Consider the following 23,587-nt stretch of genomic DNA (forward strand, 5'->3'; position numbering starts at 1 on the left):
GTCATACTCACCTACCGACGGTTACCATTTGGTGCCTATCGGGTCCCTACCGTCGACGCCATGGAAATGCATTCCGGCAAGGACCCCATGCCCACGCTCGACCGTCAGATCATCGTCGTCAAGCCTGTCACCGTTCCCACCACCGGCCGAGGCATCGACCTGCAGGTCAAGGTCACCGCACCCGCCGACGGGAGGAACTTGCCCGTCATCGTCTTCTCCCACGGCAACGCCTGGTCGATGGACGGCTACGAGCCCATCGTCGACCGCTGGGCGGCTGCCGGGTTCGTCGTGGTTCAGCCCACCCACCTGGACTCCCGCCGCAACGGCATCGGCTTCGACGATCCCCGTTTCGCCACCATCTGGCGCGTGCGCATAGCCGATCTGCACGCCGTCCTGGACGGCCTCAGGGACATCCTCGACCAGCTCGGCGGCCTGACCACCCGTGTCGACCGCGATCGCGTCGCTGTCGTCGGGCACTCATGGGGAGCACAGACCGCCGGCGCCCTCCTGGGTGCCCGCGTCTTCGACACCGAGGGCAACCCGGGCGAGGACTTCTCCCATCCCGCCGTCAAGGTCGGCGCACTCATCGCGGCGGCCGGTACCGGCGACACCCTGACCCCCTTCGCACTCGAGTATCTCCCGTTCGCGCGCCCGGACTTCTCCAGCATGACCACTCCTGCCCTGGTCATCGCCGGTGGAAAGGACCAGTCGGCCATGTCCACCCGCGGACCTGAGTGGTTCACCGACGCCTACCACCTCAGTCCTGCCCCGAAGGGACTGCTCACCATCGCCGAGGGCGAGCACCTCTTCGGCGGAATCTCCGGCGAGGCCGCCAAGGACACCACCGACGAGGACTCCGCCCGCGTCGTCCTCGTCGCCGACGCCGTCTCCGCCTACCTGCACGACGTCCTCAGCGCCGACGCAGGAAGCCGGCAGGCCCTGCAGGACCAGATCAGCCACAACACCGGCGCCTTCAGCACCGAGAGCAAGTAGGCGCCTCGCGGCCGGGCTCGCGATCTGACAGGTCGTCCTCGAGTCTCAGGCCAGGAGACGGCGAGGCCGGGAGTGTCATGAATCAGACGACTCCTCCGGGGAAGATCACATCTGGTTCATGACACTCCGAGCGTGGGCCCCGAGGCCACTCGGCAAATCGGTTCAAGAACAGGCACTCCACCTCACGATTCAACCCGGCCGAAGATGACTCCCAGGAGTGGCCTGGCGCATGATCAGCTCAACGCGCCGCCGCTGACGAGCAGCTGCTGCCGGGAGTGGCGGCTCGGCGCTGGGAGTGTGGGCGCCGGCGGGTGGTGCTGGGCTGCCCCGGTCAGGCGCCTGCGCCGCCGTCGACCGGCACGATCGCGCCGGTCACGTACGAGGCGCGGTCGCTGAGCAGCCAGGCGGCCGCCTCGGCGATCTGCCGGGGCTCGGCCATCTTGCCGAGCGGGATCGACGCGGTCATCTGCTCGACGATCCCGGGAGTAGCCGCTTCCCAGGTGTCGATCATCTCAGTGGAGGTGCCGCCGGGGGTGATGCCGTTGACCCGGATGTTGGCGGGGGCCCAGTTGACCGCGGCGGTCTCGGTGAGGCTGTTGAGCGCACGCTTCATGGCGCCGTATGCGGGCAGGGCGGGGTTCGCGCGGCGGCTTCCGATGCTGGAGGTGTTGACGATCGCCCCGCCGCCGCCCTGTCGCATGAGTGCGGCCTCGGCGGTCATGGCGGTCCAGTGCGAGCGGAAGTTCACGACGAACTGTTCGTCGATGTCCTCGTCGCTGGTGGTCTCGACCGGGCCGAACTGCTGCTGAGGGACTGCCCCGTTGTTGAAGGCGCCGTCCAGCCGGCCGTGCAGCTCCTCGACGCGGCCGACCGCCGAGCGGATGCTTCCGGGGTCGGCCAGGTCCAGTGTGACGGCGTCGGCGACGCCGCCGTCGGCGCGGATCTCCTTCACGATGCGGTCGAGGGCATCGGTGCTGCGGGCGGCGAGCACGACGGCGGCGCCCTCGGAGGCGAAGAGCCTGGCCGCGGCATCCCCGATGCCGCGGCTGGCGCCGGTGATGAAGATGACCTTGCCGGTGAGCAGACCGATGGGAGCGCTGCCGGTGGTGTTCGTGTTGTTCGTCATGGCAACAGCGTCCGGCCGGCTGCCGGCCGGATACAGGCACAGCCTGTACCAGGATCCGCCGCCGCGCCGCGCGCACACTGGGCGTATGGACAAACAGGAACTCGGGGCCTTCCTCCGCAGCCGCCGCGAGCGGCTCTGCCCGCAGGACGTCGGCCTCCCCTCCGGTCCGCGACGCCGCACACCAGGTCTTCGTCGCGAGGAAGTGGCGGTCCTCGCGCACATCTCCACCGAGTACTACATCCGCCTCGAGCAGGGCAGGGCACCACGCCCCTCGGGCGACGTCCTGGCGGCGATCACCAGCGCGCTGCGGCTCACGGATGCCGAGTCCGACCACCTCCACGTCCTCGCGGGCACCGCGCCGAACCGTACGGGCCTGCACCGGCGCGACGTCCGCCCCAGCATCCTCGCCCTCCTCGAGCGGCTGCCGCAGACGGCCGGCTTCGTCATGTCCGCCACGTGCGAAGTCCTCGCCTGGAACGATCTCGCGGCCGCGCTCATGGAGGACTTCGCCCCGCTCGCCCCAAAGGACCGCAACCTCGCCCGCCGGGCCTTCCCCGGACCGCAGCCTGCCGATACAACGCTCTACGGGATCTCCGACGCCGCCGACTTCCGGCTGGGCGTCGTGATGCAGCTCCGCACCACCCTCGCCCGCTACCCCACCGATCCCGCGGTGACCGGCCTCGTCGATGAACTCCGCGACACCAGCCCCGACTTCGCCCGGCTCTGGGAACGCCATGACGTGCAGGCCGCGCCGATGCTCACCAAGACCTTTCGCCACCCGACCGTCGGCGAGGTCACCGTCGACTGCGACACCCTCACCCTCGCCGACCGCAACCAGTACCTCGTCCTCTTCAGCGCGCCGCCGGGATCCCCCGGCGCCGAAGCCCTCGCTCTGCTGAACGTCCTGGGAACAGAGGCCAGTCGCTACCCGCGATAGCGCCACAGCCAGCCACCGCGAGCACCATCGCCGACAGGGCGACTTGCTGATCCGGCCGGCCGCGGTCTCCTCGACCGGCACTGCTTCCGGGGGGCGCCGAACTCGGCCGATGTCTCCCTGGCTGGCATCTCACCGCCAAAAGGGCTTGCTGGGACGGAGAGCGGTGGCAGTGGTGGTCTCCGCGCAGGGGCTCCCGCTTGAGGGTGGCGTGGCAGCTCTCGCAGGCGGCGTTGTCGGTGGAGGTGCCGACCGCGCCCATGGACTGGGTGACACCCAACTCGCCGCACAAGTCGGCGAATTCACGCGACATGTACTGGGCACCGTGACCGGAGTGGAAGACCACCCCGCTCAGACCACCCCGCTCAGACCGCCGTGTGTCGCGGCTGCCACCGCAGGGCGTCGGCGACGAGTTCGGTGCGCATGTGGGCGGCGACGCACCAGTCGGGCACCCGGCGGCTGAAGCAGTCCAGGACAGTGGCCAGATAGAGGAACTGGCCGTCCCCGATGGGGAGACAGGGGCGATGCCGCCCACGTACGTGACTCCGGGCGCCAGGGCGGTGAAGTCCCGCGGGAACAGGTCCGGAACCGGTGTCACTGTGAGCGGCGCGAAGCCGCCACCTCACGTCGGCGCCCGCGGAGTCGCCCGAGCCGCTCGTGCACGCGGTCAGGGGGAGGGCGAAGACCAGAGCGGGCGCTGCCGGCGGCGCACGTGTCGGCATCAGGTGTTCACCTGCTCCGTGAGCCTGCCCTTGCGCAGGTTGAGAATGCGGTCGGACTGGGCGGCCAGTTGCTGGGAGTGGGTGACGACGACCACGCACTTGCCCTGCTCATGAGCGAGTTCACGGAAGGTGTCGATGATGCCCTGGGCGGTGTCCTCGTCGAGATTTCCGGTGGGTTCGTCGGCGAAGAGGATGTCGACGTCGCAGGCGATGGCGCGGACGATGGCGACGCGCTGCTGCTGGCCACCAGAGAGCTGCATCACGTTACGGGTGGCCATCGTCTTGTCGAGGCCGACCTGTTCCAGCAGATGCAGGGCGTGGGCCTTACGGCTCCCGGTCGCGGGTTTGGCACCGGTGATCTCCATGGCGCAGATGACGTTCTGGAGAGCGGTCATGTAGGTGAGGAGGTTGTACTGCTGGAAGATCGTGGCGGCATGCTTGTTGCGGTAGCGGCCGAAGCCGAGTTCGGTGAGGTCCTGGCCGTCGAAGCTGATCGTGCCCCTGGTGGGGGTGTCGAGGCCGCTGGCGAGGCTGAGCAGGGTGGTCTTGCCGCTGCCCGAGGGGCCCAGGATGGTGTAGAACGTGCCGCGTTCGAAGGCGTAATCGATGCTTTTGAGAACCGTGGTCCTGCGGCGCTGGCCGGAGTAGGTGTGGCTGACGTCGGCGAGGCGCAGAACGGGCGGGGTGGCGGTGGTGCTGGTCATGGTGGGTCACTTGCCCTTCGTCAGGATGGTGCGGGGGCTGAGGCGCAGCACGGCGCCGGCCGGGATGGCGGTGGCGAGCAGGCCGATGCCGAGGCCTATGCCGCCGACGGTGGTGAGGTCGGCCCGGTCGAGCGCCACCGTGATCGTGTCGATGGGGTCGGCGTTCTCGACGGGCTTGTCGTTCGGGTCGATGCCCTGATCGATGCCGGTGCTGCCGGGGGCCGGGGGCTGCCAGGAGTCGATCTTCCGCTCGGCGGCGGCGGCCTCCTTGCCGAGCAGCGCCTGGCCGGCGCTCTGCGTCAAGGTTGGGGCGAACAGGGAGCTCAGGCCGATGGCCGCGACTGCCACGAGGACGATCTCCAGGGCCTGCTGGGCGATGAGCTTGCTCTTCTTCTCACCCATGGCCAGCAGGACGCCGTACTCCTTGTCGCGTTGCTTGACGGCGAGGTTGACCAGGAGGGCCAGGACTGCCGCGCCGGCGAGGCCCATCAGCCACATGGCGACGGTGGCAGTGGAGCGGATGCTCTTGAGCGGGCCCGTCATCTGCTTGATGGCCTTGTCGTTGGCGTCCAGCTTGAAGCCATTGAGCGCAGCGCCCGCGATCCGCTTCGCCTCCTCCTTGAACGCGCCCTGCACATCGGCGTCCTGGAGGAGGAAGGTCGCCTTGCCGACCTGCAGCGGACCCTTTCCTTCGGACTCGAGTGCGGAGATACCGCCCACGGTTCCGTACATCAAATTGGCCGGGCTGAGGAAGTTCTCGGGTTCGGGTTCGGTGCTGGGGCGCGGGTCACGGTAGATACCGGCCACGGTGAAGTCGGCCGTCGTCTTCTCGTCGTTGCCGGTCAGGGTGATCTTGTCGCCGACCTTGAGGCCGTTCTTCTGGGCCAGCCGCACCTCGATCAGGAGTTGCTTCTTGTCCTTGTCGGCGACCGTGAGGTGCTTGCCGGCCAGGAGGGTGAACTTGCCATTGCGGAAGTCGGGCAGCAGCGAGGAGTCGAGCACGCCTGTGGCCGCGGTGCCGCCGGGGCCCATGGTCTGGGTCTTCGGCCCGCCGTCGACCAGCTTGTACTTGCCCTTGAGGATGGCGCGGTCCCACATCGAGTAGGTGTACTTCTGCACCTGGGGCAGCGCGCCGAGCTTGTCGACGGTCGCGGGGTCGATGCGCGGGGCCTGCATACCGCCGCCACCGCCGGCTCCCATCGCGCTCATATCCATTTCGAGGTTGACCTCGGCGCCCACGGAGCGCTTGGCGTCCTGCTCGGCCTGGGCCGTCGCGTCGTTGATCAGGACGCCGGCCACCACCATCACGGAGATGACGAGGAAGGTGGCGAGGGTGATCAGGGTGCGGCCCTTGCGGGCCCACAGGCTGAGCCCTGCACGCTTGACGAAGTTCATGAAAGTCGGCTTTCTGGCACTCGCGGTCTGTGCCGGCAGGGGCTATTCGGTGTCGGTGAGGATGGAGCGGGGGTGCAGTCGCAGGACCCCGACGCCCGGGATGGCGGTGGAGACCAGGGAGATCCCGAGCCCGATGCCGGCGACCTTGCCGACGGTGGCCGGCTCGACCCGCACCGTGGCCGGAGCGATCTCGGCATCCGGTGCACGGGCCGCCGAGGCCGGCTTGTCGTCCTGGCTGCCGAGGAGCGCGTCACCCGCGGGCTGTCCGGCGAGCGAACCGGCGAGCGCGGCGAGCGCGACGGCGGGCAAGGCCACGGCCGCCACCTCCACGGCGTGCTGGCCGATGAGTTTCCACTTCTTCTCGCCCATCGCGAGCAGCACCCCGAGCTCGGCGCGCCGCTCGCGGATCTGCAGCGTCACGATGAGGCCGAGGATCAGCGCACCGGCCAAGGCGATCACCCAGACGATCAGTCCCGCGAACGTGCCGACCCGCTGGATCGGGCGGACCTGATCCTTGTACGCCTTGTCGTTGACGCGGAAGTCGAAGCTGCCCGCGCCGAGGAGCCGTTCGGCCTCGTCGTGCAGCTGCTCGGCCTGGTCCGGCGATCCGATCCTGAAAACCGCCTCGCTGACCGTCACGATGCCGGTACCGAGCTGCTGCGCGGTGCCCACCGGCACGTACAGCGCGTTGCCGGGCAGTTCGTGCGGCGGCGCCCACCTCGTCGGATCCTGCCTCGGGTCCTGGAAGACGCCGACGACCGTCAGCGGCACCGTGCGCTTGCCGTCCGCAGACCGCACCCGGACGGTGTCGCCCGCCTTGAGGTCGTTCTCGTCGGCCAGGCGCTGCTCGATCACCGCGACGCCGTGCCCCGCGTCCTCGGAGGTGATGCCGCGGCCCTCCGTGATCTTCGTCGAACCGTACGAGAAGGGCAGCAGCAAGCCCGAGTCACGGACGCCGTTCACAGCCAGAGGATCTTGTTCCTCCTCCTCGGCTCCTGGGCCGCCCGGCTTCGGTGTATTCGATGTCAGCGGCGTGAAGCCACGCGCGCCGGCCCGCACCGGAAGCTCCGGGTTGTAGCGGTGCACCAGGTCCGAGGCGCCGAGCCGGTCGGCCAGGTCCGGGGTGAGGCCCTTCTTCCTGACCGTGACGTCGACGCCGATGGTGCGTTGCGCGTCGGCTTCCTGACGGGCCGCGGCGGCCTGCAGCAGGAAGCCGCCGAGGAGCAGGGTGCAGATGACGACGAAGATCGCCAGCAAGGCGGCGGTCTTGGACTTTCTGGCACCAAGGCTCATTCCGGCGCGCTTGACGAAGTTCATGCCGAAGACAAAAGCAGCTTGCCGTTTGCAGCAAGATAAGCGTGTTACAGCGGCATAAGGACCGGCCCCGGTCCTGGTCGAGGGCGCCGACTTCGGCCTGGCCCTCTTCACCCGCCGGTCCGGTACAGCGCCGGCCGGCTCGGAGCACACCGCTCCGCGTCCTTATCCGGCTGCAATCGCGATCTTGGTTTCATGGGGGCATGAGAGTTCTGGTAGCCGAGGACCATCGTGTTCTCGCCCGCACCATCGCCACCGGTCTGCGCCGCCAGGCAATGGCCGTCGACATCGCCGGCACAGGGGACGAGGCCGAGCGGATGTGTCTGCTCACCGCCTACGACGTGCTGATCCTCGACCGCGATCTGCCGGTCATGACCGGCGACGAGGTGTGCAGGCGGCTGCGGGAACTCCAGGACCCACCGCGGATCCTGATGCTGACCGCGGCCGGCGAGCTCACCGACAGGGTCTACGGCCTCACCGAGCTCGGCGCGGACGACTACCTCACCAAGCCCTTCGACTTCGCCGAGCTCGTCGCCCGCGTACGTGCCTTGAGCCGTCGCGCGCCGAAGCCGCCCCCCGCTGTACTGAGCTTCGGGAGCATCTCGCTGGACGAGGCGCGGCGTGCAGTGTCCATGGACGGCCGCCCGCTGGAGCTGAACCCGAAGGAGTTCGCGGTCCTGCATCTGCTGCTTGTGGCCGGTGGCGCGCCGGTGTCGCACGACGAGCTGGTCCGCACCGTCTGGGACGAGTACCTCGACCGGCGCACCAGCGCGGTCCGCGCCACCGTCAGCCGACTGCGCGGCAAACTCGGCGACCCCGGCCTGATCGCCGCCGACAAGGGAGAGGGATACCGGCTGTGCGACTGACACCACGGGCGCTGTTGAGCAGGATGCCCTTCCGCGCCCGCCTGGCCGCCGCCATCTCCCTGCTCTTCCTGCTCACCGGCATCGCCCTGCTCTCCTTCGTGGTGCTGCTCGCCCGCTACGGAACGGATCAGCAGGTCCAGGGGCTGTCGGTCAGGTACGGCGATACAGTGAGCAGCCCTGCGACGCGCTTCGAGCCCATGCGCTCCGCCAGGCCGGATCGCACCTCTGCGGACCGGGGCGACTTCGCCATGATCCAGAAGATCGACCAGACCGTGCAAGCCGTACAGGACACCGCGCTGCGCCAGATGGTGCTCTGGTCCGCCGTCGGCCTCCTCGTCACGGCGTCACTGGCCGGACTTCTCGGCTGGTGGCTCGCGGGACGGGCACTGCGTCCCGTCGCCTCCATGACCGCGGCAGCCCGCCGCATCAGCGAACAGAACCTGCACCAGCGCTTGGCACTCACCGGTCCCGACGACGAGCTCCACCGCCTCGCCGACACCTTCGACACCATGCTCGACCGGCTGGAGAAAGCCTTCGAGAGCCAACGCCGCTTCGTCGCCAACGCCTCCCACGAACTCAAAACGCCCCTCGCCGCCCAGCGCACCACCCTCCAGGTCGGCCTCGCCGACCCCCTCCCCGAGAACCTCGTCGGCGTTCGCGAGGACCTGCTCACGACCAATCGCGAAGCCGAACAGCTGATCAACGCGCTCCTGCTGCTCGCTCGCAGCGACCGCGGACCGGATGAGATCGAGAGCGTGGATCTTGCGGAAACCGCCCAGCTCGTAATCGCCGAACTCGCCCCGCAGGCATCGGAGAACGGCGTGCGCATCGACCTCAGTGCCGACACGCCCTTGGCCGTTCTCGGCGACCCCGTCCTGCTGCGGCACCTGCTGGCGAACCTGATTCGCAACGCCATCCAGTACAACCACCCAGGCGGCTGGGTCAGCGTACGACTCGACGCCCCCACCGTGACGGTGACCAACACAGGCCCCCACGTGCCCGCCGACCGGATCCCCGACCTGTTCGAACCCTTCCGCCGCCTCGACGCGGACCGCACCGCCACTGCCGGCCACGGCCTGGGACTGCCCATCGCCGCCTCCATCGCCGAGGCCCACCACGCCACGCTTACAGGGCAACCCGGCGCCGAGGGTGGACTCGCCCTCACCCTGCGCTTCCCCTGAGAGCCGTGGCGGTGCTCGTCGCCGCCTGCCTGCCCGCAGCCGCCGGCTGCCCCTCGATGGGACCGCTCGCAGCCCTTGTCGGTCCTCCGCACTCGCACCTCCGACGAGGACCGATCGAGCGGCCCGGTCCCGAAGGACCCAAACGGGCAACGCTTCCCGTCTTGTTCTGAGACAGGTGGCGCGTGGTTCGGAGTAGATCGTTCCGGCACTTCCACCCGGGTTCCGGTGAAACAGGAGGAGGACTGAGACATGCGGACTGTTCCTGACGGCAGTCACCCAGGGAAGTTCGTCGTCGTTCGCGTTGAAACGCCGACGCCTGGAAGGCCAGGCGGCCGCGCCGGGAACAGCCGACCCGGTCGGCACGGTTGCATCGACCGGGGGACCGGCGCCGCACAGGCGGGGAACACGGAGACCACAAGGTCGTCCGCCCCGCCGGGATCCGGGCCCCAGGATCGTGGTGCCCCCGCCGCACACTTGGACCAAGACATATTTCTGCAGGAGGACTGCTTCATGACTGACCGGCCCTTGACGCTGATGGCAGTACACGCCCACCCCGACGACGAGGCCACCGGAACCGGAGGGGTTCTCGCGCGGTATGCGGCGGAAGGCATCCGCACGGTGCTCGTGACGTGTACCGACGGCGGCTGCGGTGACGGACCGGGGGGTGTCAAGCCGGGTGATCCCGGGCACGATCCGGCGGCGGTCGCCTTGATGCGCCGCCGGGAACTTGAGGCGAGCTGCGACGTCCTGAAGATCGGCGCTCTGGAGATGCTGGACTATGCCGACTCCGGAATGGCGGGCTGGCCGAGCAACGACGCCCCCGGATCCTTCTGGCAGCTCCCCGTGCAGGAAGGCGCGGCCCGACTCGCGGAACTCATGCGGCACTACCGGCCTGATGTGGTCGTCACCTATGACGAGAACGGTTTCTACGGCCACCCCGACCACATCCAGGCCCACCGCATCACGATGGCGGCGCTGGAGATGACCGCGCTGGCACCGAAGGTGTACTGGACCACGATGCCCCGCTCGGGGATTCAGCGGTTCGGCGAGATCATGCGCGAGTTTCATGAGGACATGCCGGAGCCGGATCCCGCCGAGGCGGCCGCGATGGCCGAGATGGGCCTCCCCGACGACGAGATCACCACGTGGGTGGACACCACCGCGTTCAGCGGTCAGAAGTTCGACGCGTTGGCCGCGCACGCCAGTCAGGGCGAGAACATCTTCTTCCTCAAGATGGGAAAGGAGAGGTTCGGCGAGTTGATGGGCATGGAGACCTTCGTACGTGTCCAGGACGCCACCGGCGCGGCCGTACCCGAGAACGATCTCTTCGCCGGCCTGCGCTGATCCGCCGGGCCTGCGCTGATCCGCCCGACCGCCCGACCGGTGGCGTTCGACGCGTGCCCGCACTTCCGACCCGACACCGCGCTCGTCCCCAAGCCACCTGGAACCACACAAGCGGGGGAGCCGCGGGCTGCTGACTCGCAAGGGTGCGCGACAGCCCAGGTCACAAGCCCGGCGGTCTGCTCCGATCAGGACAGACCGCCGGGGAAGCGACACGAAGTTGAGGCTCCGATGTCCGACACGCCGTGAAGCCACTGGCCGGCCGGGTTCCCGCTGTCAGGGCCGGCCCACGAGGGCGCGCAGCCGGGAGAGTTGGCGCCCATGGATCACGGGTTCGATCACTTGGCGCAGGCTGAACTGCTGGGCGGCGCTGCTGGCGCGGTAGACACGTTCGACGGCGTCGAGGTCGTCGTTGCCGATCGCCCCGGAGAGCAGGCGGTCCACCACCCGTGCCTTCTCGTCGAGCGGCATGTCGCGAAGAACTGCCTCGGTCTGGCTCGCGATCCATTCCTTGGCGCGCGTGTCGCCGTTCACGGCCAGCAGTCCCGGCAGCTCCGACCAGGCCAACTGCCCGATCTCCGCAGCGAAGTCGTCTTTCCCCCAGCGATCCTCAGTCCAGATGTCGACGATCGGCACGAGTTGCTCGGCCCTGAAGGGCCCACTCGGCACCATGCGCATGTCGAGGGCGGTCTGGATGTCCGCCTTCGACGCCTCGACGGCCTCGCGGGCGATGCGCACACCGTCACCCTCCATCAACGGCGAGGGCGGCACCATGCCGGGAATCGGCTGCCGTCCGGCCAGTGCGCCGAAAGCTCCCTGGATGTCCGGCGCACGTGCCTCGAAGGACTTCTGGAGCATGTTCTGGACGTGGTTGAGGTGGTCGTCGCCGAACGCGAGCCAGCGGTCACCTCGCCGGTTATGGACCGCGACGCCGAACTCGTTGTCAAGGTCGTGCCATATCTTGCTCTTGACGCTGCCCAACCCCGGCACCTTGCTGTGCACCTCGCGTACACGGTCCGGACGCAGATGGCCCGCAGCGAACGCGTCGGTGAGGAAGTGGTCGGCGGCCGCGTTCATCGCCCAGGCGGCGTTCGCCCGGCCGACGGCGGCCAGTGCGAGCGCGGCCGCGTGCCCTTCCCGCCACGTGCCGAGGTTGTTGTGGCCGTCGCCGACATTGGAGAAATGCGAGACGTTGTGGGCGGCGAGGGTCAGGTAACGGCCACCGGTCGCGATCTCGACCTTCTCGGTGGAGGCGATCTCGAACTCACCGGTCGCCGAGCGAGCGTGCACGATCGGGATGAGGTCGTAGATCTCCACCAGCGACGCGCGGTTGATCCGCTGCATCGTTCCGACCACCGAAGTGGCCAAGGTCCCGGGATCGATGTCGGCGTACATGTCCCCGGACAACGCCAGGATCTCGCCGTATGTCAGTCCCTTGGTGATCGCGCGGCGCTGGTCCGCCGAGCCCTTGTTGTAGCGGGCGATCCAGTCCGGCGGCCATCCGACGGTCGGCGTCGCGTGCTGCGGCAGGTCGCGGGTGTGGGCGTCGAGGAGGAGGAAGCCGGTGGGACCGCCGGCGGACGTGTCGCCGAGCTGGACGTGCTCGAAACTGTCGAACCGCTGGACGTGCCCGGCCGCAGCCGGGTCCCGGCGCACTGGCGAGTGCACATGGCCGCCCCCGGACGCGCTGCGAGCCACGTCGTTCGCCTCACGTTCCGCCGCTGCCGGGCCGGGACCGGAGCGCGGCGGGGCGGTCCCGGGACCCTGCTGCACGACGTGCGCCAGTTCGTGAGCCAGCAGATACCGGCCGACCGGTGTCGACGGGGCGTACTGCCCGGCGCCGAAGACGATGTCGGTGCCGACCGTGTAGGCGCGCGCTCCGAGCGAACGGGCGGCCTCGCCGGCCTCGGCTCCCGTGTGGACGCGCACCGCCCCCAGGTCCGTCGCCAGCCGTGCCTCCATCTCGCGCCGTACGCCGGCGTCGAGCGGCTCCCCGGCCGAGTCCAGCGCGTGATCGGCCATGGGTCCGGGCCCGCGCGCCCAGATCGGTACGCGCGTGAGGGAGCCCGCGGAGGCTCCGGTCTCGGTGTGACGGCTGCCGGACTCCGGCGTCGGTGTCGTTCGGCGGACATCGTGGCGACCGCCTGGCCCGCGTGCGAGTTCGCTCATACCCGCCATGCTTCTCGGCCCGCGTCACCGTGCCGTCAACGGCCGCGAACACTGCGGCAAGGACGTCATTCCGTCCGCACCACCTTTCCCGGCCACGGCAGTGCCGAAGAACTCTGGCCGAGGCGGGCGTTGGCAGTGCCAGGGACCGGTCGGGTACGGCCTGCCGGCCTCCAGCCACCCGCTGTTCAGGCGGGTTGTACGCAGGGCGGTGGCTGAGACTGTGGAAACCCGACTTCCTGTCAGTGAACTCGTCCTCGACCTGATAGTCGTACACGGTGAGTTCCTCGTAGAACACCCGTGCATCATCGCGGTCCATCGGGCACCGCTTCGGCCGCTTCGGCGGTCAGAAGGCTCGTGAAGGCGCCGGATCGATACGTGCGGAAGCGATCCGCTCTGATGAGGCGTCAGACACATTGGTCATCACAGACCGCTTCCTGCGGGTGATCACTGTCCCAACGGCGGGCCACTGGCCCGGTCACGGTGCTTCAGGGGCATCTCGCCACCCGCGAACACCCACATGCAAGTCGCCGCGTCGAGATCGTTTTTCACGCAGGCGCGAAAGATCACCAGCGCCGTCGACGCCGTCTGGCGGGACGCGGGGCCGGAGCTCTTCCTTCTGGCCCCGATTGCTGAGAGGTTGTCTCACATGGCAAGTGTCGCGAGCTTCTTGTAGCAGGTCAGGGCGGCGGCCATGGCCAGGCCTCGGCTCTGCCAGTCGTTGCGGATGATGTACGGGATCTTGAGACCATGAGCAGCCCATGGCAGGCTCATGCCGCATGATCGATGAATTCGCGAAAGACAACCTGCACGAGAGACTGCGGCGGGACCGCAAGGCGCTGCTCTGGAAACTCGACGGCCTGTCCGAATACGACGCCCGCCGACCTTTGACAGCGACCGGGACCAACCTCCTCGGCCTGGTCAAACACGTGGCCACCGTCGAGGCCAGATACTTCGGCGAGGTCTTCGACCGCCCTTCCCCGGATCCGCTGCCCCGGTGGCAGGACTACAACGGCAACGACCTGTGGGCGACCGAGGACGAGACCCGCGATCAGATCATCGCGTTCTACCGGCGCACGTGGGAACACTCGGACGCGACGATCAACGAGCTTCCCCTCGACGCCCCCGGCCACGTGCCGTGGTGGCCGGAGCCTTACGCCAACACGAACCTGTTCGCCGTCATGGTCCATGTCCTCGGCGAGTCCATCCGGCACACCGGGCACGCCGATATCCTGCGCGAGGGCCTCGACGGCCGGACCGGGTTACGCGCCGAACACGAGAAGCAGATCGACGAGGAAGCCCGTGCAGCCTACTGCGCCAAGATCGAGCAGGCCGCCAGGTCGGCCGCACCAGCGGCATGATGCCGGTCGTGGGTGCTGATCCATCGAAGCGTCTGGTTCCTGATGAACTCTGGTAGCCGGCCGCCCCGTTGCTGCCGTCGTTCGCTCCTCGTCCGCAAGGCGGTGGGACCGCTCCGTGTGACGAGCGGGCCGTGTTCACGGCAGTGGCGTACGCGCTGACCGGCGGCTGTGCCGGGCGGCATCTGCCGCCGACGTTCGGCACGTCGCCCGCCACCGCGCATCGCCGCCTCACGGTATGGACCGAGGACGGCCTGTGGCGTCGGCTGCACCGGACGGTGCTGGACGAACTCGGGGCCCGGGGGAGGGGGGAGGGAGGTGGACCGGACCTCGGCGATCGTCGACGCGGCCTCCGGTCGCGCCAAAAAGGGGGATCGCTGACCGGGCCGAACCCGGTCGATCGCGGCAAGAAGGGCAGCAAGCTGCACGTGCTGTCGGATGCCCAGGGCATCCCGTGCGCCGTCGCCGTGTCCGGCGCGGACAGTTCGGCCCCGACTGCTTGGCGCTGGCGTACGAGGGCCGCGAGGGCGTGGAGGAGGACTCCACCCTCTCCGTCGGAGCAGTACTTTTGAGGCTTGACCCGTCGACACCCCTTGCGTGACCGGGACAGCCCTTAAGCGGCCTTGGGGGGTTCACACGCTGCCATCTTGCTCCTCGTCGATGCCGTTCCACCCCGCGTCGATCCGTAGCAGCAGTTCCTGCGCGCCCTCGTGGTCGCCGTCGGCGGCCGCCGATACCAGGGCGCGGGCCCCGACCCGGTCGTCATCCCACAGGAGCAGGATGCCCAGGCCAACCATGGCTTCGGTGTCCCCCGCCTCCGCTCCGACCCGCAGAAGCGGCTTGGCATCGGCATAGCTTCCTTGCTCCATCAGGAGTTTCCCCAATTCCCCTGCGGCCGTCACGTTTCCGGCCGCCAGAGCAGCGGTGAACCAGAACTCCGCCTCGGCGTGATTGCCATCCATTTGGGTCAGGTACATGCCGTGATAGACCATGGCCCTCGGGTCGCCCGCCTCGGCACCCTGCCTCATCAACTCCCGCACCCGTTCGACAGAAGCCTGCCCGGCTTCCGGATCGCTCTGCCCTCGCCCCTCCGACTCCGGCAGGTCCTCGCGCTTCGGCTTCCAGCGCCACCACTTACCGCCCCTCGCCACCGCAGGCTCCTCTCCCATCGCGTGATCCCGCCCGCAGGGCAGGAAACCAACGTGGCAACACCATCTCGCCGCCCACGGCGTCTGACCGGCGAAACCCACAACACCGACTCCGCAGTCAACCGCCCTAGGCGGGGACAGGGAAGTCCTTGCGCTTGATCTTGGCGCGGCGACCGTCTGGGTGGTGGAAGACGATGCCCTCGGCCAGGGTGCCGGGGGCGAAGCAGCTCTCCAGTTCGGCGAGAAAGTCGCGAAGGCCGGCGTAGTCGCGCGGCACGCCCTGGTAGACCGGCACCTCCAGGTTGAACGGCACGCACCGATGGTCGTCCAGCCGCAGGGGATTGCCCTGGATGCGGGGGCCGAGCGCTTCGCAGGAGTGCTCGCCGTCCGGCCACGACGTGACGTCGGTATTGCGGGCGGCGGCGAGGACCCACTTGTCCTCCGCGGCACCCTCGGCGGTGTCGACGTACCAGCCGTCTTTGATCCCCTGCTTCTTCTGCAGCTTGCTCGGGTTGCGCCGCTTCTCCACCCGTACCAGCTGGCCGGCCCGGACGGTGAGGCGGACGTTCGTTCCGTCGAGCTTCTCCGTCGGGGTCCCCTCGCCGTCGAACACCCATGCACACTCGACCCGCGGCCGGTCGACGACCCGAAAGTCGCCGTCCCGCTCGAACAGCGTAGGGATCTTCTCCATGACCTGCATGCCCTTCCTGACGTGGCCGATCAGTTCTTCGTGACTGATGGCGCCAGACGCCAGACCGCCCGCCAGTGCGCGGACCAGGTCCGCGACTGAGACCTCGGCCTCGACGGCAACCCGCTTCAGCGCCTTCTTCTCCTCGGGCGAGATCCAGGCGACCAGTCGGGACCAGCCTTCGGGCGGTGTCCATCGCGCGAGCTGCTCCGGATTCTTCCGGGGCCGACCGCGTCCTCTGCGCTCCTCCATGGACAGGACCCTAGGCTGGCATTTAACGATGTGTCAATTGGCATAACAGAAAATGGTGGGCCTGGACCTCGGGTGGTGTGGCCGGTGCCAGGCAGGGGTCCTACGGTGTCCCATCCGTCGGATCGCCGATCATCGCTGCTGGACCTGACCGATGACGGCCTGCGTTCGTCCAGGCGGCGGAGCGATCTTCACCGAAACGCTGACCGGGCTGACCGCGGGGCGCCTTCGACGGCCTGTCGCTGATGTCCGCAACGAAGCAGAGGCCTGTCCGAGGACCTGCTCGCCTACCCCGACTGGGTCGAAGCGCTCTCGCTCTCACCCGCGGAGACCTACGGGTGTGCGCACCTCGCTGGTTCAAGCACTTCGAGAAGGACGCCGAGGCCGCGCGGGTCTTCGACCTGGCGATGGTGGAACTGGCCCACCCGGTGGCCGTCTCCCCGCTGCGTACCCGCGACTTCTCCGGCGTCGCCACCGTCGGCGACTTGGGCGGCGACGGCGCGCGATGGTGCGGTTCACGGAGTCGCTGAGCGAGAAGATCAAGTACCGGTTCGGCGCGAACTACGAGCACTTCGTCCACGAAGGCGACTACACGATGGTCGGCCCGCGAGTCCGTCCGCCGTGGTCTCCTCGCATCGTCGTCCGCACGCCCTCCGGTCCCGTGACGAACAGGTGGGAGGTGTCGCGGACCATGAGGACGAAAATCGGTCACCGCGGAGCGGTAGGCCGCTCCACAGGCGCACGGGCCGAGCACCACGCCCGCATAGGCCTGGCGCGACACTCTCCGCGTGGCCGCGTGAACATCACCGAAATCCTGGCGTACCTCCAGGCTCGGCACGACGAAGCCACCGCCCGGGCCGGCGAAGTACGCGCCCAGATCGAGCACTTCACGCCGCTCTCACCGACACCGAAGCGCGTCGAGCGGACCTGGCGACCACCCGGAAGGCCATTCGCCGACCTCGCGCCGGCCAGGGGCGCACCGGATCCGCCCGAGTCGACCACCGGCCACCGGACCATCCTGAACGCCTCGGACCAGCACCCTGACCAAGCGTTCCGCGTCCGCGAACTGCACGAGCCCCTCGGCATGCCCACCGATGACCCAGCCCTGAACCTCACCCGCAGTCGTCTCGGACGTCTCACCCGTCAAGGCTGCCTCACCACCCGGGCGAGGCAGCTACCCGAAACGGACTGGACGCCCTCTGAGAACCGCGGCACCGCGCGGACCCGGCCTGTACGAAGTGGACCTTTGCCAAGCGGGCGGGCGGTCTCTCAGCGCGCTGCCCGCGGCGCACTCCGCTGTGCGTTCTCGACGGTGCCTCAGGCGGTGACGGGGGCGAGGCGGTCCCGGTGGGCGCGCACGAAGTCACCGAACGCGCGAGGGGCGCGGCCGGTCAGTTCCTCGACGACCGGACTCACGGCCGCTTCACTGCCCGCCCGGATCTGGTCGTCGAGCGAGGCCAGGGCGGCGGAGAAGACGGCCTCGTATCCGGCCTCGGTCAGCAGGCGCGCGAGTTCCTCGGCCGTGACGTCGACGTGCTCGATGGTGCGGCCGGCTGCCTCGGAGAGCACCGCGGCGACCTCGGGGTAGCTGAGGCTCTGTGGTCCGGTGAGCACGAGGTCGGTGTTCAGCGCCTCATCGCGGGTCAGGGCGGCCACGGCCACGGCCGAGATGTCGGCGGCATCGATGAAGCCCACTTTGCCGTCGCCCGTCGCCGTGACGATCCGGCTGGTGGCGCGGACGGCGTCGGCCACCGGGTGGCTCCCGACGAAGTTCTGCATGAACCACGAGGGCCGCAGGACCGTCCATTCGGGGAACACCTTGCGCACCAGCTGGTGGAGCTGCCCGAGTGCGGGGTCGCCCTCGGCGACCGCCGAGGAACTGAGCAGCACCACTCGGCGTACGCCCGCCTGGACGGCCAGGTCGAAGAACGGCCGCACGAGTTTTTCCGGCGTCGCGACACCGACCGGGGCCACGAGGTAGATCCGCTCGACGTCACGCAGGGCAGGGGCGAACGTCTCCGGCCTGGTCCAGTCGAACGTGACGGGCTCCGCGCCGTCCCGGCCGTCCGGGTGCCGGCTGGCGGCCCGGACCGGCCAGCCCAGCGAGCGCAACCCGGTCACCACACCGGCGCCCGTGTTGCCGGTAGCGCCGGTCACCAGCACCAGAGGCTGTTCACTCATCGTTGTCTCCATTGGTCGCGAAACGAGCCATGAATGCCTCGGCCCCACCCATGGCGAGTGCGATGGCCAGGGAGTTCCAGTGGTCACGGTAGGACTCGATGCCCTCGTCTCCCACAGTGATCACCGAGACGTAGCTCATGTTGTAGTCGGCCCCGTTGTGCACCAGCTTGCCGGCGACCTCGAACTCCAGGACGACGGTGTCGGGTTCAAGCGCGCTGTAGTGCCGGGCCCTCTCCACGACCTCGTGGAGGTCGATTTTTTCGGTGTAGTCCTTGAGGTACGCCCAGACCTCTTCGCGACTTTCGTGGCGAGGGTAGCCGGGTGGCGCGAACGGGAACTCCATCGTGCCGTGGGGCGCCCAGGAGTCGGCGAACGCCTTCATGTCGTGGCGCCGAAGCGCGTCGAGCAGCCCGTCGACGGTTGCCCCGGCACGCTGCCGACGTTCATCGTCACTCAAAGTAGTCATGATGGTGCTCTCCCTCTTTTCTTCTCATGCGGTGCGGGCCGCGAGGATGCCCTCGCGTGCCACCCGCACCAGATTGGTGAACTCCACGAGCCCGTGCTCCCGGCACCCGTCCAGGACTTCCTGGGGCACTCCATCGGTGTGCATGATCGCGGACAGGAAGGTGCCGTCGTCCCAACGTCCCGCGGCGCAGATGCGGTGGAGTGCGGCAGGCTCCCACATCTCGTCGATGTCGATGTCGATGCCCTCGGCCCGCAGCTCGTCCGGGTCGCCGAACGCCGCGCGCGGGAGAGGATCATCGCGCTGCCCCAGGGCTCGGCGCTCGTTCCGTGGGCCGGTGAGCGACTTCATGCGGTGTTCCGGTGGCGCAGAATCCAGTCGTTGATGAGGCCGGCGACCCGCGCGGGGTGTTCGAGTGCCACCCCGTGCCGCGCCTCCTCGAGTTCGACCAGCTCCGCGGCCGGAAGGGCCGCCCGTAGTTCCCGGCCCTCGGAAGGCGGTACGACGGGGTCGTCCGAGCCGTACACGAGCAGTGTGGGTACGGCGATCGAAGCGAGCTGCGTTCGGGTGAGGTGATGGGTTGTGATGGCCGCGGCGCGGCGGGACCCAGGCGCGGTGACCCGCCCCCGGAGGAGGTCATTGACGACCCCCATCAGCCGCTCGTCGCGCTGCGCTCGCGGCGAGATGCTCGCGTCCAGCATCACGACGGCGCGCTCTTCGGGCGTCAGCGTCAAGGCCCGTTCGACGAACGGACTCGGCCGGGCGAAGCTCCGTGGTGTCGCGCCCACCACGAGGGACCGCACCCGCTCGGGGTGCCGGAGCGCCACGTTCAGAGCGATCGCGCCGCCGAAGGAGAAGCCCGCGAGATGGGCGTCGGCCAGCCCCAGTGCGTCCATCAGGCCGACGCAGTCCTCCACGAGGCCGTCCATCGTGTAGTCCCGGAACGCGCTGTCGGAGTCACCCACATCACGCTGGTCGTAGGCGATCGCCCGGATCGCCGGGGAGAGGTGCGGCGTGAGGAGCCCGTGCTGTCCCTTGTGCGACTCCGCGCCGTGGTGGAGCAGCAGCGGTTCGCCCGAGCCCGTCTCGACGAAGGCGAGTGCGAGATCTCCCACGTCGGCTTTCTCTGTCCCGTTGCGGCCCATGCCGGATGCCTCGCCTGGGCCTCGTCGGCTCTCTTCCTCGGTCACTGACCGGCGTCGTCGGATGATTCGTCGTACATCTCGCCGCGGTCGTTGATCTCGTACTCCTTCTCGCCGGCGCTCGGCGAGGGGTCGAGGAGCTCGACGATGAAGTGCGTCGTGGAGTAGCCCTCAATGTTGTGCAGACGGTGGGGATGCAGACCGTGCTCGTGTCCGACGGTCTTGAAAGCGATGAAACCCGGGCGGGCGTTCTGGACCCGGGTCGGGTTCTCCTGCCCCAGCAGTTGGCCCTTTGACCGACCCTCGGCGGGCCAGATCAGCACGTGGTCGTGCTGGTGGGAGTGGTAGTCGCCGTGGCTGCCGCCCTCGACGGTCATCGACCACACCCGCACCCGCTCGTTCTCGAACAGCAGGGTGTCCCCTGGATTGGGCTGGTACGGATCAGGGTGGGCCATGTCTGTCCTCCTCAGAATTGGATTCTAAATGAATTTATAGCATCCAATTTTATCTGCCTGCAAGGGATGCATCTTGTGTGTTCTGCATCCAAAATATCTCTCATTGGATGCGCGGTTGCCGTGTGCTTGGAGAGACGGACGGCTCGATGGGCTCGGGGGTCCGGGGACCGGACGGAGTCCGGATGACACTCACCGGCGGTGAGTCAGCGCGTATCGACCCGGTGGACGGCGTGGAAGGGCCGCAATTCCGGTTGCGCGGGTTCGCCTCCGGGCCGGATCCGGTTGCGCCGCCGCGCCCCGAAGACACAGGACCGCGCCGGCCGCGACGTGCGCATCGGACCGAGCGTCGCACGGCGCGGTCCTGTGGCACCCAAAAGTTGGGACCTTGAAGGTCGGCGCGGAAGGGTCGCGCCGAAAGGGTGGAGCAGCGGTCAGTTGCCGTTGGCCGAGTGGTCCTGGTTCTCGACCCAGCGGGCCAGGGACTCACTGGCGGACAGGATGTGCTGCACCATCGCGGCCCGGGCCTTCTTCTCGTCGCGGGCCACGATCGCCTCGGCCACGGCGCGGTGCTCGGCCAGGTTCCGGCGCAGGAGCCGGGAGTTGCCCGCGTAGACGGAGTAGGAGGAGTTGCGGGGGAGTCGCCGGCCGATGTCCTCGATGCTCACCAGGAGTTGCCGGTTGCCCGAGGCGCGCAGGATCGCGCCGTGGAAGGCCTCGTTGGTCTCGCGCCAGCGGGCGTTGGCCTCGGGGGAACTGGAGAGGGCGGCGTCGGCCTTGCCCTCCTCGATGGCCTTCTCGAAGTCCTGGAGAGCGTTCTGCATCTGAGCGAGTTGCTCGTCGTTGATCCGGTGTACGGCCAGGCGGGCCGCTAGCCCCTCCAACTCGCCGCGGATCTCGCCCAGTTCGCGGATTGTACGAATCGAGAGCCCGTTGACCCGGGCGCCGCGGTTCTGGACGATGGTCACGATCCCGTGAGCGTTGAGCACACGCAGGGCCTCGCGGACGGGAGTGCGGCTGATGCCGAACTCCTCAGCGATCGCGGAGTGCCGCAGCCACGACCCCACGGGAATCGTGCCGCTCAGGATCCGGCGCTGCAGCTCGTCGACCAACCGGTCGCCAAGGGCTCCCTCACCGCTGGTGAAGTCGGTCACGCTGCCTCCTCGGATACTGCCCGGACACGAGGTTCAGTCCTGGTAGTCGCATTATTGCATCCCATCTGGAGGGCATCCATCTCGATTCGACGGGCAGACACTCGCCCCGGGCGGTGCCGCACAACGTCTCGACGATCGGTCGCCGGCCTTCGGGGACGGAGCCGAGGTCGGCTGCCGGAAGGCATCGACGGACGACCCGGATCGGTGGTGCGGATCGGTGGTGCGGATCGATGTGAAGTCCGTCGGACGGAGCCGAGGATCCTGTCATCGTCGCCCCTGGTTCGCCCGGGCCTGGGCCCCGTCGACGTTGAGGGGGTCAGCCGGGAGCGGTCAGTGCTTCCTGTCGGGCGAGCCCGGCAGCCCTCGGGCGGCGTGCTCGAACGGTGCGGACGTCACCGGCGGCCGATCGCGTTCAGTTCCGCGTTCCGCCGGTCGATGGCTTCTTGCGTCTGGGGGAACAGCAGATCCATCCCGTCCAGCGCCATGCTCTGCGCCTCGGTCACATGAGGGCGCATCCGCTGCTCGTACCGTGACAGCGCGGCCTCGACCGAGCCGCCGGCCGAGAGTTCGCCCGCCAGGAGGTCCGCGCCGAGCATCGCCAGGCTGCTGCCCATGCCCGAGAAGAACGACGGCCCGTACCCGGCGTCGCCCACCAGCACCACCCGGCCGTTCGACCAGCCTGGCATGCGCACCTGCGCGATCGAGTCGAAGTAGAAGTTCCCCGATGTACGTACCTCGGCGAGCGCGTCGGACACCCGCCACCCCGACACTCCCTCGAAGGCGGACAGCACGATCCGCCGCTGGGCGTCCACGTCGCGGTAGTCGTAGTCGAGCCATGGGCTGCGGAAGGCGAGCATCACCACCGGCTCGGGACTCTTGCCGGCTACGCTCATCACCCGACCGGGGACGTTGTAGATCTGTGTGCCTCCCGGACCCGCCAGGGAGTACGCCCCCCGGACCAGGCCGACGTAGCTGCCGAGATGGTGGAGGTGGTCGCGCTCAGGCCCGAAGACGAGTCTGCGGACCGTGGAGTGCAGACCGTCGGCACCCACCACGAGGTCGAAGCGCTCGGGTGCGCGCTCGCTGTAGGTCGCGGTGACACCCGACCCGTCCTGCGACAGGCCGGTCAGGGTCTCGTCGTATCGGAACTCGACACCCGCCGGCACGTGTGCCGCGAGGATCTCCACCAGCCGGTCACGGAGCAGTTCGACGTCGTCCGGGCTGTCGTAGAACTGCTCGGCGACGCGCCACGAAGCCTGGGTCCGGCCCTCGCCGTCGACGAACTCCCACGCCTCGTTCTCCGTGATCCGGCTCTCGTAGATGTCCTCGTAGACGCCCATCGCCCGTGCCGTGTCGAGCGCTTTGCCGCGGACATCGATCGCCACACCGCCGGACCGGCGCCCGCCGGCCTGCTCGACAACCGTCAGCCGATGACCTTGCGCCCCGAGGGCCACTGCCGTCGAGAGCCCGCCGATGCTGGCTCCCACCACAAGAATGTCCACGCGACGTCCTAACTTTCTCGGGACCCTGTGCCGGGTCCGCCGATCTCATTTCATGTACGGGACGATACGGATCTGCCCCACTTGGTACCGGGTCCGACTCCGGTCACCGAACCGTGCAGGCCGAGCGTGACGATCTCGGCGGCATCGCGTGGGAAGGGCATGGGATGCTCAGCGCCGCCGAAGAACGCGATGGTGCGGCGAAAGGCCTCGGTGACACCGTCACCACCGGGTCCCTTGCTGTACCGGAAGCCGGCCGGTCGCCGTCTGGGAGAGTGCCCGGCGGGAGGCCGATCCGGCTGCCCCGCACCGCCGAAGAGGCCGGACACGAACCGGAGGTCCTTCACGACGAGCACGCCGGACATCGCGGCGAGCAGGCGGTCCGGGCCGTCGGGCGGACCGCCTGGCGGCCCGGGACGAGCGAGTCGCGCCCATCCCGCGTCGCCTGTCCGGGGAGCGATGCCCGACGAGGAGCCGCGCGAGCGCCTCACGCCGGTCAGCGGCATCGGAG

The 23,587-nt window shown here is 68.8% G+C and carries 23 protein-coding genes and 1 pseudogene; 8 read left to right on the forward strand and 16 right to left on the reverse strand.

Annotated elements, in window-relative coordinates; genetic code table 11:
* Nucleotides 1-60 precede the first annotated feature (60 nt).
* Nucleotides 61-993: an alpha/beta hydrolase family protein gene (locus ABT057_RS25235; protein ID WP_352345842.1), complete on the forward strand. Its 933-nt coding sequence runs from the start codon at nucleotides 61-63 to the stop codon at nucleotides 991-993.
* A 331-nt stretch (nucleotides 994-1,324) separates the two neighbouring features.
* On the opposite strand, the gene ABT057_RS25240 is transcribed toward ABT057_RS25235, so the two are convergent.
* The gene (locus ABT057_RS25240) at nucleotides 1,325-2,119 is read right to left on the reverse strand and encodes an SDR family NAD(P)-dependent oxidoreductase (RefSeq protein ID WP_352345843.1); all 795 of its coding nucleotides are present in this window, start codon (nucleotides 2,117-2,119) and stop codon (nucleotides 1,325-1,327) included.
* A gap of 85 nt (nucleotides 2,120-2,204) precedes the next feature.
* On the opposite strand from ABT057_RS25240, the gene ABT057_RS25245 reads away from it, so the two are divergent.
* Nucleotides 2,205-3,056 (forward strand): helix-turn-helix transcriptional regulator, encoded by an 852-nt coding sequence (locus tag ABT057_RS25245; protein ID WP_352345844.1) that lies wholly within the window; start codon nucleotides 2,205-2,207, stop codon nucleotides 3,054-3,056.
* 178 nt (nucleotides 3,057-3,234) lie between these two features.
* Here the strand turns inward: ABT057_RS25245 and ABT057_RS25250 are convergent.
* From ABT057_RS25250 to ABT057_RS25265, 4 genes and pseudogenes are all read right to left on the reverse strand, one after another.
* Nucleotides 3,235-3,642: pseudogene (locus ABT057_RS25250) on the reverse strand (DDE-type integrase/transposase/recombinase); the annotation flags it as partial.
* Between the two features lie 132 nt (nucleotides 3,643-3,774).
* Entirely contained in the window at nucleotides 3,775-4,479 is a 705-nt protein-coding gene (locus ABT057_RS25255) for an ABC transporter ATP-binding protein (protein WP_352345845.1), read from the reverse strand.
* A 6-nt stretch (nucleotides 4,480-4,485) separates the two neighbouring features.
* On the reverse strand, nucleotides 4,486-5,874 hold the full coding sequence (locus ABT057_RS25260; RefSeq protein ID WP_352345846.1) for an FtsX-like permease family protein: 1,389 nt from the start codon (nucleotides 5,872-5,874) through the stop codon (nucleotides 4,486-4,488).
* A gap of 42 nt (nucleotides 5,875-5,916) precedes the next feature.
* Nucleotides 5,917-7,341 carry an ABC transporter permease gene (locus ABT057_RS25265; protein WP_352345847.1) on the reverse strand — a complete coding sequence of 475 codons (1,425 nt, stop codon included), beginning with the start codon at nucleotides 7,339-7,341 and terminating at the stop codon, nucleotides 5,917-5,919.
* A gap of 50 nt (nucleotides 7,342-7,391) precedes the next feature.
* Here ABT057_RS25265 and ABT057_RS25270 point away from each other — a divergent pair, with 50 nt between their 5' ends.
* The 3 genes from ABT057_RS25270 (at nucleotide 7,392) to ABT057_RS25280 (ending at nucleotide 10,579) form a co-directional block, all read left to right on the forward strand.
* A complete protein-coding gene (locus ABT057_RS25270; protein ID WP_352345848.1) occupies nucleotides 7,392-8,054 on the forward strand; it encodes a response regulator transcription factor in 663 nt (220 codons plus the stop codon).
* Entirely contained in the window at nucleotides 8,045-9,235 is a 1,191-nt protein-coding gene (locus tag ABT057_RS25275; RefSeq protein WP_352345849.1) for a sensor histidine kinase, read from the forward strand. Before ABT057_RS25270 ends, ABT057_RS25275 begins: the two co-directional genes overlap by 10 nt.
* Before the next feature lie 510 nt (nucleotides 9,236-9,745).
* Nucleotides 9,746-10,579 (forward strand): PIG-L family deacetylase, encoded by an 834-nt coding sequence (locus ABT057_RS25280; protein ID WP_352345850.1) that lies wholly within the window; start codon nucleotides 9,746-9,748, stop codon nucleotides 10,577-10,579.
* A 273-nt stretch (nucleotides 10,580-10,852) separates the two neighbouring features.
* On the opposite strand, the gene ABT057_RS25285 is transcribed toward ABT057_RS25280, so the two are convergent.
* Nucleotides 10,853-12,598: an eCIS core domain-containing protein gene (locus ABT057_RS25285; protein WP_352345851.1), complete on the reverse strand. Its 1,746-nt coding sequence runs from the start codon at nucleotides 12,596-12,598 to the stop codon at nucleotides 10,853-10,855.
* Between the two features lie 789 nt (nucleotides 12,599-13,387).
* Nucleotides 13,388-13,516 (reverse strand): hypothetical protein, encoded by a 129-nt coding sequence (locus tag ABT057_RS25290; RefSeq protein WP_352345852.1) that lies wholly within the window; start codon nucleotides 13,514-13,516, stop codon nucleotides 13,388-13,390.
* Between the two features lie 5 nt (nucleotides 13,517-13,521).
* Here ABT057_RS25290 and ABT057_RS25295 point away from each other — a divergent pair, with 5 nt between their 5' ends.
* Both ABT057_RS25295 and ABT057_RS25300 read left to right on the forward strand, forming a co-directional pair.
* Nucleotides 13,522-14,103 carry a DinB family protein gene (locus tag ABT057_RS25295; RefSeq protein ID WP_352345853.1) on the forward strand — a complete coding sequence of 194 codons (582 nt, stop codon included), beginning with the start codon at nucleotides 13,522-13,524 and terminating at the stop codon, nucleotides 14,101-14,103.
* Between the two features lie 68 nt (nucleotides 14,104-14,171).
* On the forward strand, nucleotides 14,172-14,672 hold the full coding sequence (locus ABT057_RS25300) for a transposase (protein ID WP_352345854.1): 501 nt from the start codon (nucleotides 14,172-14,174) through the stop codon (nucleotides 14,670-14,672).
* 60 nt (nucleotides 14,673-14,732) lie between these two features.
* On the opposite strand, the gene ABT057_RS25305 is transcribed toward ABT057_RS25300, so the two are convergent.
* Together ABT057_RS25305 and ABT057_RS25310 are read right to left on the reverse strand one after the other, a co-directional pair.
* Nucleotides 14,733-15,251: an SEL1-like repeat protein gene (locus ABT057_RS25305; RefSeq protein WP_352345855.1), complete on the reverse strand. Its 519-nt coding sequence runs from the start codon at nucleotides 15,249-15,251 to the stop codon at nucleotides 14,733-14,735.
* Nucleotides 15,252-15,375: 124 nt separating this feature from the next.
* The gene (locus tag ABT057_RS25310) at nucleotides 15,376-16,188 is read right to left on the reverse strand and encodes a hypothetical protein (protein WP_352345856.1); all 813 of its coding nucleotides are present in this window, start codon (nucleotides 16,186-16,188) and stop codon (nucleotides 15,376-15,378) included.
* Between the two features lie 335 nt (nucleotides 16,189-16,523).
* On the opposite strand from ABT057_RS25310, the gene ABT057_RS25315 reads away from it, so the two are divergent.
* A complete protein-coding gene (locus ABT057_RS25315; RefSeq protein ID WP_352345857.1) occupies nucleotides 16,524-16,715 on the forward strand; it encodes a hypothetical protein in 192 nt (63 codons plus the stop codon).
* Between the two features lie 787 nt (nucleotides 16,716-17,502).
* On the opposite strand, the gene ABT057_RS25320 is transcribed toward ABT057_RS25315, so the two are convergent.
* The 7 genes from ABT057_RS25320 to ABT057_RS25350 form a co-directional block, all read right to left on the reverse strand.
* Nucleotides 17,503-18,366 (reverse strand): NmrA family NAD(P)-binding protein, encoded by an 864-nt coding sequence (locus ABT057_RS25320; protein ID WP_352345858.1) that lies wholly within the window; start codon nucleotides 18,364-18,366, stop codon nucleotides 17,503-17,505.
* Nucleotides 18,359-18,832: a nuclear transport factor 2 family protein gene (locus ABT057_RS25325; RefSeq protein WP_352345859.1), complete on the reverse strand. Its 474-nt coding sequence runs from the start codon at nucleotides 18,830-18,832 to the stop codon at nucleotides 18,359-18,361. Before ABT057_RS25325 ends, ABT057_RS25320 begins: the two co-directional genes overlap by 8 nt.
* Before the next feature lie 24 nt (nucleotides 18,833-18,856).
* Nucleotides 18,857-19,180 (reverse strand): hypothetical protein, encoded by a 324-nt coding sequence (locus tag ABT057_RS25330; protein ID WP_352345860.1) that lies wholly within the window; start codon nucleotides 19,178-19,180, stop codon nucleotides 18,857-18,859.
* Complete coding sequence (locus ABT057_RS25335) at nucleotides 19,177-19,944, reverse strand: alpha/beta fold hydrolase (protein ID WP_352345861.1); 768 nt, start codon at nucleotides 19,942-19,944, stop codon at nucleotides 19,177-19,179. The genes ABT057_RS25330 and ABT057_RS25335 overlap by 4 nt, the downstream gene beginning before the upstream one ends.
* Before the next feature lie 71 nt (nucleotides 19,945-20,015).
* Nucleotides 20,016-20,426 (reverse strand): cupin domain-containing protein, encoded by a 411-nt coding sequence (locus ABT057_RS25340; RefSeq protein ID WP_352345862.1) that lies wholly within the window; start codon nucleotides 20,424-20,426, stop codon nucleotides 20,016-20,018.
* A 431-nt stretch (nucleotides 20,427-20,857) separates the two neighbouring features.
* Nucleotides 20,858-21,577, reverse strand: coding sequence for a GntR family transcriptional regulator (locus ABT057_RS25345; RefSeq protein WP_352345863.1), 720 nt, complete (start codon nucleotides 21,575-21,577; stop codon nucleotides 20,858-20,860).
* 392 nt (nucleotides 21,578-21,969) lie between these two features.
* A complete protein-coding gene (locus ABT057_RS25350) occupies nucleotides 21,970-23,079 on the reverse strand; it encodes an FAD-dependent monooxygenase (RefSeq protein ID WP_352345864.1) in 1,110 nt (369 codons plus the stop codon).
* Nucleotides 23,080-23,587 lie beyond the last annotated feature (508 nt).

The organism is Streptomyces sp. NPDC002588, assembly GCF_040295925.1.
Classification (GTDB): Bacteria; Actinomycetota; Actinomycetes; order Streptomycetales; family Streptomycetaceae; genus Streptomyces.

What these genes read in the sequence shown, in the direction of transcription:
- ABT057_RS25235 (WP_352345842.1), top strand. Translation starts at nt 61, where the DNA reads ATGGAAATGCATTCCGGCAAGGACCCCATGCCCACGCTCGACCGTCAG.
- ABT057_RS25240 (WP_352345843.1), bottom strand. Translation starts at nt 2,119, where the DNA reads ATGACGAACAACACGAACACCACCGGCAGCGCTCCCATCGGTCTGCTC.
- ABT057_RS25245 (WP_352345844.1), top strand. Translation starts at nt 2,205, where the DNA reads ATGGACAAACAGGAACTCGGGGCCTTCCTCCGCAGCCGCCGCGAGCGG.
- ABT057_RS25255 (WP_352345845.1), bottom strand. Translation starts at nt 4,479, where the DNA reads ATGACCAGCACCACCGCCACCCCGCCCGTTCTGCGCCTCGCCGACGTC.
- ABT057_RS25260 (WP_352345846.1), bottom strand. Translation starts at nt 5,874, where the DNA reads ATGAACTTCGTCAAGCGTGCAGGGCTCAGCCTGTGGGCCCGCAAGGGC.
- ABT057_RS25270 (WP_352345848.1), top strand. Translation starts at nt 7,392, where the DNA reads ATGAGAGTTCTGGTAGCCGAGGACCATCGTGTTCTCGCCCGCACCATC.
- ABT057_RS25280 (WP_352345850.1), top strand. Translation starts at nt 9,746, where the DNA reads ATGACTGACCGGCCCTTGACGCTGATGGCAGTACACGCCCACCCCGAC.
- ABT057_RS25285 (WP_352345851.1), bottom strand. Translation starts at nt 12,598, where the DNA reads ATGGCCGATCACGCGCTGGACTCGGCCGGGGAGCCGCTCGACGCCGGC.
- ABT057_RS25290 (WP_352345852.1), bottom strand. Translation starts at nt 13,516, where the DNA reads ATGAGCCTGCCATGGGCTGCTCATGGTCTCAAGATCCCGTACATCATC.
- ABT057_RS25295 (WP_352345853.1), top strand. Translation starts at nt 13,522, where the DNA reads ATGATCGATGAATTCGCGAAAGACAACCTGCACGAGAGACTGCGGCGG.
- ABT057_RS25310 (WP_352345856.1), bottom strand. Translation starts at nt 16,188, where the DNA reads ATGGAGGAGCGCAGAGGACGCGGTCGGCCCCGGAAGAATCCGGAGCAG.
- ABT057_RS25320 (WP_352345858.1), bottom strand. Translation starts at nt 18,366, where the DNA reads ATGAGTGAACAGCCTCTGGTGCTGGTGACCGGCGCTACCGGCAACACG.
- ABT057_RS25325 (WP_352345859.1), bottom strand. Translation starts at nt 18,832, where the DNA reads ATGACTACTTTGAGTGACGATGAACGTCGGCAGCGTGCCGGGGCAACC.
- ABT057_RS25330 (WP_352345860.1), bottom strand. Translation starts at nt 19,180, where the DNA reads ATGAAGTCGCTCACCGGCCCACGGAACGAGCGCCGAGCCCTGGGGCAG.
- ABT057_RS25340 (WP_352345862.1), bottom strand. Translation starts at nt 20,426, where the DNA reads ATGGCCCACCCTGATCCGTACCAGCCCAATCCAGGGGACACCCTGCTG.